General features: G+C 46.5%; 16 protein-coding genes. 13 read left to right on the top strand and 3 right to left on the bottom strand.

The window, feature by feature from the left end; translation table 11 throughout:
• Positions 1 to 1,383 (top strand): cysteine--tRNA ligase, encoded by a 1,383-nt coding sequence (cysS, locus tag ACIGBN_RS07460; RefSeq protein WP_396664562.1) that lies wholly within the window; start codon positions 1 to 3, stop codon positions 1,381 to 1,383.
• A 51-nt stretch (positions 1,384 to 1,434) separates the two neighbouring features.
• Here the strand turns inward: cysS and ACIGBN_RS07455 are convergent, their stop codons facing one another.
• Positions 1,435 to 1,872 (bottom strand): universal stress protein, encoded by a 438-nt coding sequence (locus ACIGBN_RS07455; RefSeq protein ID WP_133003578.1) that lies wholly within the window; start codon positions 1,870 to 1,872, stop codon positions 1,435 to 1,437.
• 60 nt (positions 1,873 to 1,932) lie between these two features.
• Between ACIGBN_RS07455 and ACIGBN_RS07450 the strand changes: the two genes are divergently transcribed.
• Positions 1,933 to 2,415 carry a hypothetical protein gene (locus tag ACIGBN_RS07450; RefSeq protein WP_396664560.1) on the top strand — a complete coding sequence of 161 codons (483 nt, stop codon included), beginning with the start codon at positions 1,933 to 1,935 and terminating at the stop codon, positions 2,413 to 2,415.
• 1 nt (position 2,416) lies between these two features.
• Here the strand turns inward: ACIGBN_RS07450 and ACIGBN_RS07445 are convergent, their stop codons facing one another.
• A complete protein-coding gene (locus ACIGBN_RS07445) occupies positions 2,417 to 3,202 on the bottom strand; it encodes a DNA topoisomerase I (protein ID WP_133003580.1) in 786 nt (261 codons plus the stop codon).
• Positions 3,203 to 3,407: 205 nt separating this feature from the next.
• On the opposite strand from ACIGBN_RS07445, the gene topA reads away from it, so the two are divergent.
• From topA to ACIGBN_RS07430, 3 genes are read left to right on the top strand one after another with little or no spacing between them, the layout of a single operon-like run.
• Positions 3,408 to 6,038: a type I DNA topoisomerase gene (gene topA / locus ACIGBN_RS07440; RefSeq protein ID WP_133003581.1), complete on the top strand. Its 2,631-nt coding sequence runs from the start codon at positions 3,408 to 3,410 to the stop codon at positions 6,036 to 6,038.
• On the top strand, positions 6,035 to 6,505 hold the full coding sequence (locus ACIGBN_RS07435) for a DUF6586 family protein (RefSeq protein WP_396664557.1): 471 nt from the start codon (positions 6,035 to 6,037) through the stop codon (positions 6,503 to 6,505). The genes topA and ACIGBN_RS07435 overlap by 4 nt, the downstream gene beginning before the upstream one ends.
• Positions 6,506 to 6,507: 2 nt before the next feature.
• A complete protein-coding gene (locus tag ACIGBN_RS07430; RefSeq protein WP_133003583.1) occupies positions 6,508 to 6,774 on the top strand; it encodes a hypothetical protein in 267 nt (88 codons plus the stop codon).
• Between the two features lie 47 nt (positions 6,775 to 6,821).
• Here the strand turns inward: ACIGBN_RS07430 and lexA are convergent, their stop codons facing one another.
• Positions 6,822 to 7,442 (bottom strand): transcriptional repressor LexA, encoded by a 621-nt coding sequence (gene lexA, locus ACIGBN_RS07425; protein WP_133003584.1) that lies wholly within the window; start codon positions 7,440 to 7,442, stop codon positions 6,822 to 6,824.
• 70 nt (positions 7,443 to 7,512) lie between these two features.
• Between lexA and dinG the strand changes: the two genes are divergently transcribed.
• From dinG to ACIGBN_RS07385, 8 genes are all read left to right on the top strand, one after another.
• Positions 7,513 to 9,636, top strand: a complete 2,124-nt coding sequence (gene dinG, locus ACIGBN_RS07420; protein ID WP_133003585.1) for an ATP-dependent DNA helicase DinG — start codon at positions 7,513 to 7,515, stop codon at positions 9,634 to 9,636.
• Between the two features lie 98 nt (positions 9,637 to 9,734).
• Entirely contained in the window at positions 9,735 to 11,096 is a 1,362-nt protein-coding gene (locus ACIGBN_RS07415; RefSeq protein WP_396664554.1) for a DEAD/DEAH box helicase, read from the top strand.
• A 24-nt stretch (positions 11,097 to 11,120) separates the two neighbouring features.
• Entirely contained in the window at positions 11,121 to 12,542 is a 1,422-nt protein-coding gene (locus ACIGBN_RS07410) for a YdiU family protein (protein ID WP_396664552.1), read from the top strand.
• 36 nt (positions 12,543 to 12,578) lie between these two features.
• Entirely contained in the window at positions 12,579 to 13,610 is a 1,032-nt protein-coding gene (locus ACIGBN_RS07405; RefSeq protein ID WP_133003588.1) for an NAD(P)H-dependent glycerol-3-phosphate dehydrogenase, read from the top strand.
• Positions 13,603 to 13,884, top strand: a complete 282-nt coding sequence (locus ACIGBN_RS07400) for a DUF4389 domain-containing protein (RefSeq protein ID WP_133003589.1) — start codon at positions 13,603 to 13,605, stop codon at positions 13,882 to 13,884. Before ACIGBN_RS07405 ends, ACIGBN_RS07400 begins: the two co-directional genes overlap by 8 nt.
• Positions 13,874 to 14,353 carry a phosphohistidine phosphatase SixA gene (gene sixA, locus ACIGBN_RS07395; protein ID WP_396664549.1) on the top strand — a complete coding sequence of 160 codons (480 nt, stop codon included), beginning with the start codon at positions 13,874 to 13,876 and terminating at the stop codon, positions 14,351 to 14,353. The genes ACIGBN_RS07400 and sixA overlap by 11 nt, the downstream gene beginning before the upstream one ends.
• 51 nt (positions 14,354 to 14,404) lie before the next feature.
• Complete coding sequence (locus ACIGBN_RS07390) at positions 14,405 to 15,265, top strand: alpha/beta fold hydrolase (protein WP_396664547.1); 861 nt, start codon at positions 14,405 to 14,407, stop codon at positions 15,263 to 15,265.
• Between the two features lie 34 nt (positions 15,266 to 15,299).
• The gene (locus ACIGBN_RS07385; protein WP_396664545.1) at positions 15,300 to 16,106 is read left to right on the top strand and encodes a DUF4892 domain-containing protein; all 807 of its coding nucleotides are present in this window, start codon (positions 15,300 to 15,302) and stop codon (positions 16,104 to 16,106) included.
• Positions 16,107 to 16,108 lie beyond the last annotated feature (2 nt).

Genomic DNA, 16,108 nt, shown 5'->3' with positions numbered 1-16,108 from the left:
ATGTTGAAGATTTACAACACCCTAAGTGGGAAGAAAGAAATTTTCAAGCCAATTGAAGAAGGCAAAGTCGGCATGTATGTCTGTGGTAACACTGTCTACGACTATTGCCATATTGGTCACGCTCGAGCGATGATTTCCTTTGATGTGATTTCTCGTTTTATTCGTCACCTCGGTTATGAGTTGAACTATGTGCGCAATATCACGGATGTGGATGATAAAATCATCAAACGCGCAGAAGAAAACAACGAATCGACTCAGGCGCTGACTGAGCGAATGATTGCGGCGCAGCGTGAAGACGAATTGCGTCTTGGCAACAAAATGCCAGACCGCGAGCCGAAAGCCACAGAGTTCATGCAAGAAATCATCGACATGATTCAAGTGCTTATTGATAAAGGGTTTGCCTACCATGGGGCGTCAGGGGATGTGTATTACCGCACTGAAGCCTTCAAAGAGTATGGCAAGCTAAATAATCGTAAGCTTGAAGACATGTTGGCGGGGGCGCGCATCGATGTTGAAGTGGCAAAAGAGCATCCGGCCGATTTCGTTTTGTGGAAGCAAGCGAAAGAAGGCGAAGTGTCTTGGCCATCTCCTTGGGGGATAGGTCGTCCAGGTTGGCACATCGAGTGTTCTGCCATGTCGACAAATTGCCTAGGCAGTCATTTTGATATTCATGGTGGCGGCCCCGATCTTAAGTTTCCGCATCATGAGAACGAAATTGCTCAGTCTGAAGCGGCAACGGGCAAGGATTACGTTAATTACTGGGTACATTGTGGCGCGGTTCGTGTTAACAATGAGAAAATGTCAAAATCGCTGGGTAACTTCTTTACCGTGCGCGATGTGTTGGCAAAGTACAACCCTGAAGTGGTTCGTTATTTGATGGTGTCTAGCCAATATCGAAGCGCGATTGATTATTCTGATCAAAGCCTCAATGAGGCAAAAGTTGCATTAGAGCGCCTTTACACCGCATTGCGAGGTCAAGCGGCCTCTGCTGAGTATGTTCCTACGGAATTTACTGAGCGCTTTGAAACGGCGATGAAGGACGACTTTAATACGGCGGTTGCTGTGTCTGTGTTGTTTGAATTGGTTCGTGAGCTGAATAAAGCGAAAACGGACAATGTTGCTCAGGCGGAATTGTTGGCGGCAGAGTTGTTGGCATTGGCCGATTTGCTTGGTTTGCTTAAGCAAGATCCAGAGTACTTCTTACAGAACAGTACGGTTTCTGAAGGATTGGACGAAGCGGGCATTCAAGCCTTGATTGATGAGCGTACTCAAGCTCGTAAAGATAAAAACTTTGCGCGCAGTGATGAAATTCGTGATGAATTAGCGGATCAAGGTATTGAGTTGCTGGACAGCCGAGAAGGGACTTCCTGGACTCGACGCTAACGTTAGTAGAATAAAAGGCGATACCTGCACATATCAGGTATCGCCTTTTTTTTATTGCTCTTTTTGCACTCGTACTGCCAGCACGTCGCAAGGCGCGCCATGCAGAACGCCATTGGCAGTGGAACCAAGAAGCAATGCGAGGCCATGTCGTCCGTGGCTACCGACAGTGATAAGGTCTACGTGTTTTTCTTCCGCAATGCGGTGAATTTCACTTTCAATACCACCTTGTGTGACGCATGTTTCAGCCACTGTGATGTCAAGTTGCTCTTGTAGCATGGACATGCGCTCTTTAGCGGTGTCTTGTAGCTGTTTTTGAATGTCGGTTATGTCAATGGGTACGTCACCGCCATAGGCGTAGTTTAATGACTCTATGACGTGTACGATGATCAACTCTGCTCCTAGTGAAGAACATAGGGACGCGGCTTTGTTGGCCACCTTGATGCTTTCATCAGTGAGATCGACTGCAAGTAAAACTCGTTTGTACAACATAAAAACCTCCAAATTCAACGGTATAATTAATTTTAGTCCAAAAATATAAAGAGACGCTTAATGACTGCGCTAATTGTTGTGCTTATTACACTATCCCTTATGGGTTCCGCGTTGTGGATCATGCCTCCGAAGCAAGAGCGACGTCGGATGGCACTAAGGATGCTTGCAAGACAGCATAATCTTATTGTGCAGCTTACATCAATCGGGCTGCCAGACAAGTGGGATAAATCAAAGGAAGCGCATAAAGTGTGTGGTTATGCGCATTATCGCGCCAAACCCTTGGAGCAGATGACCGATAAAGTGCTCTTGCTTACCTACGATGTGTGGAAATATCAAGAAGTTACTGCTGGCTGGTGGTCTAACCAAATACTGCCGTTAAGTGACCAAGATAAGGCCAATTTGGCGTTATTGTTGAACTCGGTAATGGCGATAGAAATTTCGCGCGAATCTGTCGTCGCCTATTGGCAAGAGGCGGGAGGAGAGGAAATGGTCGACGTGATGGCGAAATTACTGCCTTCCTTAGCAGAAATGCCATTGAAATAAATCAGTGGCGCTCAGGTTTATCGTTGATCAAATCGGAAGCGCCTTCGTTGCTGTTCAGATTTTGAAGGAGTTGGCTTAAGGCTTCTTCTTGGTTTTCTGTGTCCTGTATGGCTTCAATTTTAGGGGCGATGATTTGTTTCATCTTGTCGGTGACAAAGGTCTGTAAAGCTTTCTTTTCCGGCCTTTCGATGGGGTCGGATTTAAGGTGAGACAAAATCACACCATACAAGGTCTGCGCGACACGAACATCGCCACTTTCGAAGTTTTTATTGGCTTGCACAATTTGGCGATTGAGTTGCACCCACAAGTTTAACCAGCGCAAATAGTCGTAACATGCCTTATAGTGTGCGTTGCTAAGGCGGCCTCGACGTCTTAAGAAAAGCAACATTTTGGCTACTTTTGTTAGGCGCTCTTTGTAATTGGCTTTTTGCTGAAAACTCAGAGGGCTAGGTGTTGGGTTGAATTCAATGGGTTCTGCATTGCGATCGTCTTCTGCTTTGGCAATGCGAACTTCTGTGCGTTCGACGTCGTCTGTGTATTGTAATAATTCGCGCAAGGTATCAATGTAATAATCGTACAGGGCGTCACTGGCAATGGTGTCCGTATCAATGTCTTTTAGACTTTGTAAATGGTACTCCACGCGATCCGCTCGATTGGATAACTGAAGTTGTCTAAAACGACGTTCGGTCTGTTCTTTTTCTTTTTGGTGCGCGCGTGAACCAATGACGACGGAAAGCACCACAATAATCATTAAAATAGCAATTGTAAGAATTTGTAGGAGTGCCATGATTGTCCTTAAGCAATGAATTCAGTATGTTAAATAAGAAATACTGGATTCAGCAAGCGATAATGTGAGAAACAATACAGTGATCGCTTGTCATATAAAAGGTGTTTGCTTAATATCAGCGCCCCGAAAGGCTAAACTACACTCACGTAGATTTGCAGACGTACATACATTTTGCAGACGGACTTAATAAGGCTTATACAGTTCAATGGGAAAATCACTGGTTATCGTGGAATCGCCCGCTAAGGCGAAAACCATCAATAAATACCTAGGCAACGATTATGTTGTTAAATCGAGTGTGGGACACATTCGAGACTTACCTTCGGGTACAACAGCAAAATCAACTCCGCAGGAGCGCGCAAAACAAGCGGCCCTGACGCGAAAGATGAGCCCGGAAGAAAAGGTTGAGCACAAGCGTCGCAAATCTCGTCAGCAGTTGATTTCGCGCATGGGTGTCGACCCTGAAAATAACTGGGAAGCGCATTACGAAGTGCTTCCAGGTAAAGAAAAGGTGGTGGATGAATTACGCCGCCTTGCTAAAAATGCTGACACTATTTATCTCGCAACCGATTTGGATAGAGAGGGTGAGGCCATTGCATGGCACCTTCGTGAAGCCATCGGTGGCGACGACAGTCGCTATAAACGCGTGGTGTTTAACGAGATTACTAAAAAAGCCATTCAAGCGGCGTTTGAAACCCCATCCGAACTGGATATGAACCGTGTAAATGCACAGCAAGCGCGTCGTTTCTTAGATCGCGTTGTTGGCTTCATGGTCTCGCCATTATTGTGGGCGAAAGTGGCTCGTGGCTTGTCCGCAGGTCGCGTTCAGTCGGTTGCGGTGCGCTTGATCGTAGAGCGAGAAAAAGAAATTCGTGCTTTTGTTCCTGATGAATTTTGGGAATTGGACGCAGAGCTCACCACGCCAGCCAAAGACACAATCAAATTTGCCGCGGTAAAATATCAGGGCAAAGAATACCGTCCTGAAAGCCAGGCGCAATCTGATGAGCATGTCGCGCGTTTGAACGGCGCTCAGTATCTGGTCAGCAATCGCGAAGACAAGCCGACTAGCAGCAAGCCTTCCGCTCCGTTTATTACCTCGACGTTGCAGCAAGCCGCCAGCACTCGTCTTGGTTATGGCGTGAAGAAAACCATGATGTTGGCTCAGCGTTTGTACGAAGCGGGTTACATCACTTACATGCGTACCGACTCGACCAATTTGAGTTTGGAAGCGGTTGATGCCTTGCGTGGTTACATTGTTGAGAAGTTCGGCAAAGACTATTTGCCAGAAGAACCGATTCGATACAGCAGCAAAGAAGGCGCTCAAGAGGCCCACGAGGCGATTCGTCCTTCTGATGTCAGTGTGCGTCAAGAAGACCTGCTAAGCATGGAGAAAGACGCTCACCGCCTGTATGAGTTGATTCGTGCACAGTTTATGGCGTGTCAGATGACTCCAGCGCTTTACACCTCCACCACGGTGACGGTAACCGCCGGCGATTATGAGTTTAAGGCCAAAGGGCGTATTTTACGTTTTGATGGTTACACTCGTGCGATGCAGGGTGTTGTGAAAAAAGGCGATGACAATATTCTGCCTGATGTATCAAAAGGCGAGACCTTGTCTCTTGAGTCCTTGTTGCCAGAACAGCACTTTACTAAGCCGTCAGCGCGCTTTAGTGAAGCGAGTTTGGTAAAAGAGCTTGAAAAGCGTGGCATCGGCCGACCATCTACCTACGCCTCGATTATTTCTACCATCCAAGATCGTGGTTATGTTCGCGTTGAAAACCGTCGTTTTTATGCCGAAAAAATGGGCGACATTGTCACCGAGAGGCTAGTAGGGAGTTTCCACTCCTTAATGAATTACAGTTTTACCGCGCAAATGGAAGAGCAGCTTGATGAAGTCGCAGAAGGTCGCGAGAACTGGATTGAAGCGCTGAATGCCTTTTATCAAGGATTTAGCAGTGTGTTGGCGAAAGCAGAAGACCCAGAAGAGGGGATGCTGCTGAATGCACCAACACCAACGGACATCGAATGTCCGACTTGTTCACGTCCAATGCAGATTCGTACCGCGAGTACGGGTGTGTTTATGTCGTGTTCTGGTTACGCATTACCACCGAAAGAGCGTTGTAAAGCAACGATCAATCTAACTCGTGGTGAAGAAGCCGTGGCCGTTGATGACGACGAAGCGGAATCTAAAGCACTGATTAACAAGCGCCGTTGTAGTATCTGTAGTTCTGCAATGGACAGCTACTTGATGGACGAACATCGTAAGCTGCATGTCTGTGGTAATAACCCGACTTGCCCAGGTTACGAAGTGGAAGAAGGTACCTTTAAAATTAAAGGCTACGATGGTCCTGTGCTTGAGTGCGACAAGTGTGGCTCAGAGATGCAGCTTAAAACTGGACGATTTGGTAAGTATTTTGGCTGTACCAGCGAAGATTGTAAAAACACGCGTAAGTTGCTGAAAAGCGGCGAAGCGGCGCCACCGAAAATGGACCCTGTGCCTATGCCTGACCTTGCTTGTCAGAAAGTAGAAGACCATTATGTGCTGCGCGATGGGGCAACTGGTCTGTTCTTGGCGGCGAGCCAATTTCCACGTAAGCGAGAAACTCGAGCACCCTTGGTGAAAGAGTTGTTGCCTTACATGGAACAAATTGACCCTAAATATCACTTTTTCTCTACTGCGCCAGTGATGGATGCAGAAGGACGCCCGACCATTGTTCGTTACAGTCGTAAAACCAAAGAACAATACGTGATGACCGAGGAAGAAGGCAAACCAACGGGCTGGAAAGCATTTTATGTTGGTAAGCAGTGGGTGATCGAAGAAGGGAAGAAAAAGAAATGAGTGCGGCGACTCCGGCGAGTCTCACCAACCAAAAATTAGATTCGGCGCGTCGCTTCCTACGCCAAAGCCAAGACGGAAATGAGTCTTGGTTGAGCGTAGGGCTAGAAAGCGCGGCCATCTTTCATTTGCGAAGTGCGCTGAATGGTTTGTTGCAAGAGGTGAGTCTGGCGTACCAGCTCGCCTCTGGCTTGCAGCTAGAGAGTTTACTAAGAGAAGCGCAAGCTAACGGTGTTGTGGTGCCTGTATTAGCAGAATTGCAAGACTTGTCGTCACAGCCAAATTCTTGGTTAAATCAATTGGAGCAAGCTTACTTGGTTCAATTCGAATGTCGTTCATCGATGTTTGCGAAAGCCAGTGAGGCAAATTTGATTGGTCGTGGTGGAGATGACGGCGCATCGATTAATTTGTTTTTATCAAAGCTGACGGAGTTGGTGTTGCGTTTTAGAGAAGAGTCCTCAGAGTATTAAATATGAAAGAATCTTATCTCGAAATAGTTGAGCTGGATAACGGTGATATTGTGTTACGTCCGGTGGGCGACGAAGGCGAGACGACCGAGCCTTTGGCCACATTGAGCATTTCGGACGATACTAAAGATTATCTTAAAGAACGTTATTTTGAATTGGCTAAATGTATGTTTCATGCCGGCATTGATTTTGTTTATTCAGAAGAGCCAACGTTTGGCGATGAAACAGAACATCTAGACGATATGGATCTAAGGCCAAAAATTCTCCATTAAAAAAGGCGAAGTGTTTGCTTCGCCTTTTTTGTGTTTTGCTGGCTTAGTTAGATGGTTTGGCGAATGACGCCAACGGAGAGTCCTTCAATGGCAAACTCTTCGCTTTCTAAGTCCACAATGATGTCGTCAAAATCTTCATTCTCTGGTGCTAAGCGGATAATGCTGCCTTTTTGAAAGAAGCGTTTTACAGTGACTTCTTCTCCAATGCGCGCAACAACGATTTGCCCGTCTCGTATGGCGGTTGTTTTGTGCACGGCAAGTAAGTCGCCTTCCATAATGCCAATATTTTTCATACTGGTGCCTGAGACAGACAGAAGATAGTCTGCTTTAGGTGAGAACATGGCGGCAGGAACATTGACGTGAGACGCAATGTTTTCTTGGGCAAGAATCGGGAAGCCGGCGGCGACTTTACCAATAACAGGCAGCCCAGGCTCGATGTTTTCGGCGGGGGCTGGCTCTTCAAGTAAGCGGATGCCGCGTGATGCCCCAGAAAGCATTTCGATTGCGCCTTTCTTGGCAAGAGCCTTCAGGTGTTCTTCAGCGGCATTAGGGGATTTGAATCCTAGGCGGCTGGCGATTTCTGCGCGTGTCGGAGGAAAGCCAGTCTCGCTAATAAATTCGCGAATGGTTTCTAGTACGTCAGATTGTCTGTTGGTTAATTTAATCATAGCGCCATCTGGTTGTTTATACAGTAACTGTTATTATATACAGCATTATTCAAGATACTCAATAATTTAAATGCTTTCAGACGAACTAAAAACACAAATTCATCTTGCTTACCGCGCCTCACTGGAAGCAAAGTCCCATAAACCTAGGGTTGGTCAGCGTCAGATGATCGGCGCGATCGCTCGCACCTTGGGGAATATTAAACAAGACAGCGAAGGTGAACGCTTAGGTGAAAAGCACGTGGCTGTGGTTGAGGCCGGTACGGGTACGGGTAAAACTTTATCCTATTGCCTTGCGGCGATTCCGATTGCGAAGGCGCGTGGCCTCAAGTTGATTATTTCGACGGCTACCGTGGCGTTGCAAGAGCAGATTCTGCACAAGGAATTGCCTAATTTACTGGAACACACGGCTTTAAGCTTTAAATACACCTTGGCAAAAGGGCGTGGGCGCTATCTTTGTTTGAATAACCTTGAAGGGTTTTTGAGCACAGAAGAGCAGGGCATGGAAGACATGTTTGCCGGTTTGTTTGAGCAGCATTTGCAGGTTGATGATGTGAATACGCCGCTTTATCAAGAGATGGATCTTGCCTTGTCTAAAGGTGAGTGGGATGGCGACAAAGACAACTGGGAAGGCATTATCCGCGATCAGGATTGGCGCCGTCTGACCACGGATCATCAGCAGTGTACCAATCGCAATTGTGCGAATTATTCTGCTTGCCCATTTTTCAAAGCCCGCGGTGAGATTGAAGATGCCGACGTGATTGTTGCTAACCATGATTTGGTGTTGGCGGATCTTTCCCTTGGTGGCGGTGCTATTCTAACGCCGCCTAAAGAAACGATTTATGTTTTTGATGAAGGACATCACCTACCAGATAAAGCCATTGGTCATTTCCGTCATGAAGTGCGCTTGCAGCAAAGTATTACTTGGTTACGACAGTTAGAAAAAAATCTGGTGAACTTAAAGCAAGAGTTGACCGACGATGTCAGTTTGACCGGGCAGTTGTTGCTTAAAATTCCTCAGCAAATCCAAGCCATTGTGAATTTTATTCAGTATGCACAACAAGGTTTAGCGCCTTATATTCAAGGTTTGGGCTTGGATCAGGATAACAATCAGCATCGCTTTGAATTTGGGGTTATTCCCGATGAGTTGCGCCAGCTGGCGTATAGTTTGCAGACCTCATACCAAAAACTCTTCAATAATATTGAAAGTATTCAGGATGAGTGTAAAAAGACCAAACAAAATGAAGGGATGGGAGTGACGCCCGAAACGGCCGAAACTTGGCAGCCGATTTTGGGGGTGATTTTAGGCCGACTGGAGCAGTGTGTTGAGTTGTGGCGACTTTATTCTGCCGTGGATGATCAAAAGTACCCGCCTAATGCGCGTTGGTTAGTGGTCACAGGGCAGGGCATGGAGCAGGATATTGAGCTGGGTGGTTCGCCAATCTTGGCGGCGCACACCTTGCGTCAGCAGCTTTGGGATAAGTGTTTTGGCGCCGTTGTGACCTCGGCTACACTGACAGCGCTGAATCAATTTCATCGCTTCAATATGCGTTCTGGGGTGCCTCAAGAAAGCGAATACCTGCGCGTATTGAGCCCTTTTGACTTTCAAAAGCATGGTTTGTTGGTGATTCCAGACATGGAAAACGAACCGAATCGTGTGGAACAGCACACCAAAGAAATTGTCCAGTATCTTGATAAGCAAGTGGATAAGGAAAAAGGCAGTTTGGTATTGTTTTCTTCGCGTCGTCAAATGGAAGAAGTTGCGCAGTCTTTGGCACCAGGTTTGCAAGAAGTGCTGCTGATGCAAGGAGAGCAATCGAAACGGGTGATTTTAGATTCCCATCGTGCGCGCATTGATGCTGGTAAAGGTAGCCTGCTGTTTGGTTTGGCCAGTTTTGCGGAGGGGGTGGATTTACCAGGGAATTATTTGACCTGTGTTTACATCGCCAAGATTCCTTTTGCAGTACCGGATGACCCCGTTGAGGCGACGCTTGCCGAGTGGATTCAAAAACGTGGTGGTAACCCCTTTATGGAAATCACCATTCCGGATGCGTCATTGCGATTGGTGCAGGCGACAGGGCGCTTATTGCGCAGTGAGACCGACTCCGGTGAAATTCATATTTTAGACAAACGATTACGAACAAAACGCTATGGACAGCAGCTAATAAATAGTCTGCCACCTTATCGACAACAATAACTTACGAAAAGCAAGGGGTGATAAAGGCCTGTCATTTAGGTACACTCCACGCAAAGATACATAAACGTAAAATACATAAGAAGCATATAGATTCCAATATGGAAAACCAAAAGACAGAAACTACATCAGAGCAAAAACCAAAAGCCAAACGCCCACGTCGTTCTAATAAGCGTTTTAAGACAGGAAATCCTGCTGCCGCAGAGAAATCAGTAAACGAAACATCTGATTCACCGGCTGTTGAGGCGCCACCGCGTAGTGGTAGTAAAGCCTGGTCTATTGATGACTTCAAGGTCCCTGAAGTTGAAGGTAAAACACGTTTTCATGATTTAAATTTACCTGATCGTGTTTTGAAGTCGATTGAAGAAATGGGCTTTGAATATTGCAGTGAAATACAGGCTGAAACCTTGCCAATGACCTTGCAAGGTTATGATTTGATTGGTCAGGCGCAAACAGGAACCGGTAAAACAGCGGCCTTTTTGATTGCCATGATCAGTGACTTTTTGGATTACCCACTGGTTGAAAAGCGAGCCAATAACTTGGCCCGTGGCTTGATCATAGCGCCAACACGAGAGCTTGCTCTACAGATCGCTGAAGAAGCGGTTAAATTGACTGACAACAGTCATTTGAACGTCGTTGCCTTGGTTGGTGGCATGAGTTATGAAAAGCAGAAGCGCCAGTTGGAAACTGAAAATGTTGATATCTTGGTGGCAACACCAGGTCGATTGTTGGACTTTGCTCGTCATAAGAAAGTGTTGCTGAGCCATGTTGAGTGTTTGGTTTTAGACGAAGCGGACCGCATGTTATCCATGGGCTTTATTCCCGATGTGAAAAGCATCATTCGTATGACGCCGCATAAAGAAAAGCGTCAAACTATGCTGTTTAGTGCGACTTTCCCGAAAGACATTCAAGCCTTGGCGACACAGTGGACCTACTTTCCAAAAGAAGTGTCTGTGGTACCTAAAGAAGCGACCAATCAGAATATTGATCAGGTTATTTATACGGTTGAAGCCGATCAAAAATGGCCGGTGCTTAAGCAACTAATTGAAGGAAACGGCAATCAAAGAACCATTATCTTTGCTAATCGCCGTGATGAAACACGCGACCTTTATGAGAAGCTGAGAAAAGCGAACATTAACTGCGCTATCTTGTCTGGCGAAGTGGCTCAAGATAAACGAGTGAAGACCTTGAAAGGCTTTAAAGATGGCACTATTCAAGTATTAGTAGCAACCGATGTTGCTGGGCGTGGTATCCACGTTGATAATATTGAATTGGTGGTTAACTATGCCTTGCCGGAAGACCCAGAAGATTATGTGCACCGTATAGGTCGTACTGGTCGTGGCGGTGAAATGGGCAAATCGGTGAGTTTTGCCAGTGAAGACGATGCGTTTCTTATTCCAGAAATCGAAAAGGTCGTTGGCGAAAGTATTCGTTGTGAATACATGGTTAATACCTCGCTATAACATACACCACCTAAGTGAGTGCCTATGAAATTAGAACATCACTTTGCCGGATTAGGAGAGGCGTTTTACGCAAAAACGTCGATCCAGCCACTTCTCAAGCAGCGTTTGGTTGAATTTAACCAAGCGCTCGCTCATTCTTTGTCTATTGATATCAAGTCCCCTCAAACGAAGCGTATTTTGCATGGTGAAGAGCCATTGGAAAACGCGTTAAGTATGGTTTATGCCGGTCATCAATTTGGTGGTTTCTCCCCACAATTGGGTGACGGTCGTGGTGTTTTATTGGGTGAAGTTCTTGATGATCAAGGTGTACTGCGTGATCTGCATATGAAAGGCGCTGGCCCCACGCCTTTTTCGCGTCGTGGTGATGGGCGAGCGGTTTTGCGCTCGTGCATAAGAGAATACCTTGCCAGCGAGTTTATGCACGCCATGGGGATTCCTACGTCACGCGCTTTGGCGCTTTATACCAGTGCTCAAGCAGTGTATCGAGAGCAGCCAGAACCTGGTGCTATGTTATTGCGTACCGCGCAAGGGCATATTCGTTTTGGGCACTTTGAGTACTTTTTCTATCAAGGGAAAGAGGCCGAACTTAATCAGCTGATTGATTATTGTTTGCAGCACTATTACCCAGATTGTTTGGCAACTGAGTCGCCCCTAGAGAGCATGTTGGTGGAAGTGGTTGAGCGTACCGCAAGAATGATTGCTAAGTGGCAGGCCGTTGGTTTTCAGCACGGCGTGATGAACACTGACAATTTTTCGTTTACTGGCGAAACCATTGATTATGGCCCTTATGGCTTTATGGAAGATTATCAGCCCGATTGGGTGTGTAATCATTCGGATCATGAAGGGCGTTATGCCTTCTCGCGTCAGCCGGGGATTGGTTTGTGGAACTTAAATTGCCTGATGCGATGTTTTTCAAAGCATCTTGAGCGGGATCAATTGATCGCCATTTTGCAGCATTATGAAGTGACCTTACAGGCGGAATATGAGACCTTGATGGCCGCTAAACTCGGCCTTCCTGTCGGTGAGGTTGTGACTAAACTCTTGTCCTCTTTGTTTGTTGTCTTGGCAGCGGAGAAAATGGACTACAGTCTTTTCTTCCGCTTATTGAGTCAATTACAGCCTAATGAATTTGATCTTATCCTAGATGAAGTCGTGGATAGGGAGCGCATGCGTGCTTGGTTGCTTGATTATCAGCAAGCAAGGCTGGCGTTGGATCAAACGTGGGAGCAGTGCAGTGCGCCTATGTTGCAGGTGAATCCTAAATTTGTGCTAAGGAATTATCTTGCGCATGAGGCGATTGAAGCGGCTGAGCAAGGTGACTTCTTGCCATTTCGTCGTTTACTTTCAGTGTTAAATGCGCCTTTTGATGAGCATGAATCATCAGACCAGTTGGCGCAACGCTCTCCGGAATGGGGGCGATCGTTAGAAGTGAGTTGTTCATCCTAATGACAATTAGGTGTTATTTTTTGAAGAGAAGGGATGATGAAAAAACAATCAGTTTGTGTGTTAGGTGGTGGTAGTTTTGGTACCGCGTTGGCCAATATAATGGCGAATAATGGGCATCAAGTAAGCCAATGGATGCGCAACGAACAGCAGGTTGAAGAGATTAATTTAACGGGGCTAAATAGCCGTTACCTGCCGAATGCGCCCTTGCATCAAGAATTGTTGGCCACCAGTAATTTAGAGCAAGCGATAAAGGAAAGTGACACTATTTTTGTCTCTATTCCATCTAAATCTTTTGCGCAAGTCGTGGATCGCATTGAGCCGCTACTGACAGCCGATAAAATGCTTATCAGTACCACGAAAGGCTTTAATCCAAATCATTTTGAACTTATGAGTGATATTTTGCGTCGTAACACAGTGACGCAAAAAATTGGTGTTCTCAGCGGCCCTAATTTGGCGAAAGAGATTGCTGCAGGGCAAATGACAGGTTCAGTCATAGCGAGCCATGATGAACAGGTCAGAGAGCGTGTTATCGAGCTGTTGAAGTCGCCTACTTTTCGGGTCTATGAAAATACCGATAGTACGGGCGTTGAGTTAGCAGGCGCGCTAAAAAATATTTATGCCATTGTGTGTGGTTTGGCAAAAGCCCTGCAAGTGGGTGAAAATACGATGGCGATGATTATGACGCGAAGTTTGGCGGAGATGAGTCGATTTGCGGTGCATTTTGGCGCAAATCCGATGACGTTTCTGGGGTTGGCGGGAATGGGCGATTTGATCGCAACCTGCACCTCTCCTTTGAGTCGAAATTATCGTGTGGGTTATGCGATTGGCTCAGGAAAAGACTTACAAGCGGCCATCGAGGACATTGGTGAAGTGGCTGAAGGGGTGAATACCTTGCGAATGGTGGTAGAGGAAGCAAAGAAACACGACCTTTACATGCCTTTAGCGGAAGGTTTATCGAAGCTGCTTTTTGATCAAGCAAAATTAGAAACGCTAATCGGATCTATGATGACTGGCGAACAAAAATGGGACGTCGAATTTGCGACGTACGAGGAGAATAAACATGGCTAAACCAGGTTACGCAAACCAAGGATTTTGGTTTCGATTGATTTTTATGTTGTTTTACTGGTGTGTGCTTAATGTGGCCATCACTGTTTTTGGTATTTTGGTGATTGTGGTGAGCGTGGTCAGACTGTGCTCACGTGCTGAGCCTGTGACTGTTTCTGGTTGGTTGCGCAGTGTGGGTGTGTTTGTGCGCCAAATTATTGATTTTCTTGCTTACAACGAGGAAGAAAAGCCTTTTCCATTCCAGCCTTGGCCTAAGGGTGTAAAGGATGAGCAGTAAGAAGCAGCTTTACGTTTTGCGCCATGGCAATGCCTTTGCTCATGGCTATGAACGAGATGATCTTCGTGAATTGACGCCAGAAGGCATCGAGGAAGTGAAGCAAACTGCCCGTGCTTTTAATGAGCAAGGGGAGCGTCTTGATGCGGTATTTGTGAGTCCTTATGTGCGAGCGCAACAGACGGCAAAGTATTTTTTGGCGGAACTGGATCAAACTGACGTTGAGGTGCAATCGTGCCCGCTGATTACGCCAAGTGGTAAAGAGTTGGATGTTGCTTTGTGGTTAAACGATCAAAAAGCCAAGTCTATTTTGCTCATCACGCACCAACCTTTTGCCCATCAGTTGGTTGAGCTGTTGTCTGATGAGCCCTTGCCGGCGAGTTTTGCGATGACGACAGCCGCATTGGCTGCGCTTGAGGGCGAGTTGTTTGCGACGGCGTGTTGCCAATATCGTTGGATCATTGCCCAGTAATTAGGTCGTTGTGTGATGAATGCTGTTTGGCGGTAGAAAAAGGAAGTGACTATGGGGCGTGATGTTGTTTTTAATTTGGCGCATGCCAACATTGCAGGGATTCAGTGGCTGTCGCAGAATTCCTCAGCGTTAAAAATCTTGTCTTTGCATGGTTGGCTCGACAATGCCGCCAGCTTTCGAACTCTTTCTCCTTATTTTTCAGATTTCAACTTCACGGCATTGGATTTTGCCGGGCATGGCTTATCTGATCATCGTCCGCTGGGCAGCTTTTATCATCTTTGGGATTATGTTTTAGACACGGTCAGTGTGCTGAATCTCTCTAATCAAAGTAGTTGGTTGGTGGGGCACAGTATGGGTGGGGCCGTGGCCATGATGGTGGCGGCCGTTGCGCCGGAAAAAGTTCGTGGCCTAATTATCTTGGATAATATGGGGCCGCTGACCAATCAGCCAGAAGAGCGTGTTGTGACCTTGCAAAAAGCGATTCGAAAAATGTCGAAGCATCGACAGGATCGATTTTCTCAATATCAAACAAAAGCAGACATGGTGCTGGCGCGGATGAATGGCTTTACCTCCTTGTCCCAGGAAGCGGCGTCTTTGTTGGTTGAGCGAGGTGCTGAACAGCGGGGCGGAGTCTGGTCGTGGCGGCACGATGGCAAGCTGACTTTTCCTTCCCCATATCGTATGGATGAGGCCGGTGTTGAGGCCTTTATTTCAGAGATTAAATGCCCGACGCTGGCGTTAGTGGCTGAGCAGGGTATTTATAAAGATTCTATTTCTTTGGTTGAAAAACGTGCTAGTCAATTTCCGTGGCTTACACTTAAGTGGGTGGCGGGAAATCATCATTTTCATTTAGAGCCAGAAACGGCTGCTTCGGTTGCTGATGAGATACAGACATTTATTGATCTTAATTAGCGACAACATACTAATAAAAAAAGGAAGGTATAAAATGATCAGACTTAAGCAGGTGATTGTGGCTTGTTCTGCGTTAATTGCTACTTATGCCTTTGCCGATATCTCTCATATTGAGGCCTATCGTGGCGCTCAGTTGGTGAAGAGCGATACGCAAGAGAATCAGTCAGTAGAGATTCCTCTTGGCAAAATTCAGCGTTCTGGACGAGGCTGGGAGCCGGAGTCTGTGTTACGGGTAAAGGGCTCTGTGTTTCGTTCGCTTTATAAAATAGAGCGTAATGAGCCACTAGAATCGGTGTTTGCTTACTACAAAGATGTGTTACTGGCGCACGGTCAGAAAGTGATTTTTCAGTGTGAAAGCCGCAGTTGTGGAAGCAGCAATGCGTGGGCCAATAACTTTTTTAAGAATTATTTGTTGTACGGAGCAGACGACAGTCAGCTACTGATGGTAGTGCAGGATAATCACGATGATTATCAGGTGATCTACATTAATCGTCGCGGCGCAGGCGATATTATGGTGCGTCTGGACAGTATCGCATTGCTGGCCTCGCAAGACTCTGAGTTTGAGGTGGTGGCGCAGATGGCGGTAGACGATTTTCCTCGCATTCGTCGTTTCCTTCGAGATCTGCCAGATGGCCAGCAAGTTGTTGGTTTTGTGAGTAGTCAGAAAGTCGGCTCTGTTTCTTCTATAGAGCAAGGCGATCGTTATATTAAGGCGCTCATGTCTGGGATTGGTGAACAATTAAGTGAGCAGGTGCGTTTTATTAACGTGGCGGATATGGGGCGTGATGTGTTGGGGCATCATCGTGTGTCATTTGTGTATGTTGCCCCTCAATTGGACTGACG

It is taken from the genome of Marinomonas sp. NPDC078689, assembly GCF_044542435.1.
GTDB lineage: Bacteria > Pseudomonadota > Gammaproteobacteria > Pseudomonadales > Marinomonadaceae > Marinomonas > Marinomonas arenicola.
Note: the sequence above shows the minus strand (reverse complement) of the source record. Positions and strands in the feature narration are given on the sequence as shown.

Coding starts and splice junctions, on each gene's coding strand:
- ACIGBN_RS07455 (WP_133003578.1), bottom strand. CDS start 1,872: ATGTTGTACAAACGAGTTTTACTTGCAGTCGATCTCACTGATGAAAGC.
- ACIGBN_RS07405 (WP_133003588.1), top strand. CDS start 12,579: ATGAAAAAACAATCAGTTTGTGTGTTAGGTGGTGGTAGTTTTGGTACC.
- ACIGBN_RS07415 (WP_396664554.1), top strand. CDS start 9,735: ATGGAAAACCAAAAGACAGAAACTACATCAGAGCAAAAACCAAAAGCC.
- ACIGBN_RS07400 (WP_133003589.1), top strand. CDS start 13,603: ATGGCTAAACCAGGTTACGCAAACCAAGGATTTTGGTTTCGATTGATT.
- dinG (WP_133003585.1), top strand. CDS start 7,513: ATGCTTTCAGACGAACTAAAAACACAAATTCATCTTGCTTACCGCGCC.
- cysS (WP_396664562.1), top strand. CDS start 1: ATGTTGAAGATTTACAACACCCTAAGTGGGAAGAAAGAAATTTTCAAG.
- sixA (WP_396664549.1), top strand. CDS start 13,874: ATGAGCAGTAAGAAGCAGCTTTACGTTTTGCGCCATGGCAATGCCTTT.
- ACIGBN_RS07445 (WP_133003580.1), bottom strand. CDS start 3,202: ATGGCACTCCTACAAATTCTTACAATTGCTATTTTAATGATTATTGTG.
- ACIGBN_RS07450 (WP_396664560.1), top strand. CDS start 1,933: ATGACTGCGCTAATTGTTGTGCTTATTACACTATCCCTTATGGGTTCC.
- lexA (WP_133003584.1), bottom strand. CDS start 7,442: ATGATTAAATTAACCAACAGACAATCTGACGTACTAGAAACCATTCGC.
- ACIGBN_RS07385 (WP_396664545.1), top strand. CDS start 15,300: ATGATCAGACTTAAGCAGGTGATTGTGGCTTGTTCTGCGTTAATTGCT.
- ACIGBN_RS07430 (WP_133003583.1), top strand. CDS start 6,508: ATGAAAGAATCTTATCTCGAAATAGTTGAGCTGGATAACGGTGATATT.
- ACIGBN_RS07435 (WP_396664557.1), top strand. CDS start 6,035: ATGAGTGCGGCGACTCCGGCGAGTCTCACCAACCAAAAATTAGATTCG.
- ACIGBN_RS07390 (WP_396664547.1), top strand. CDS start 14,405: ATGGGGCGTGATGTTGTTTTTAATTTGGCGCATGCCAACATTGCAGGG.
- topA (WP_133003581.1), top strand. CDS start 3,408: ATGGGAAAATCACTGGTTATCGTGGAATCGCCCGCTAAGGCGAAAACC.
- ACIGBN_RS07410 (WP_396664552.1), top strand. CDS start 11,121: ATGAAATTAGAACATCACTTTGCCGGATTAGGAGAGGCGTTTTACGCA.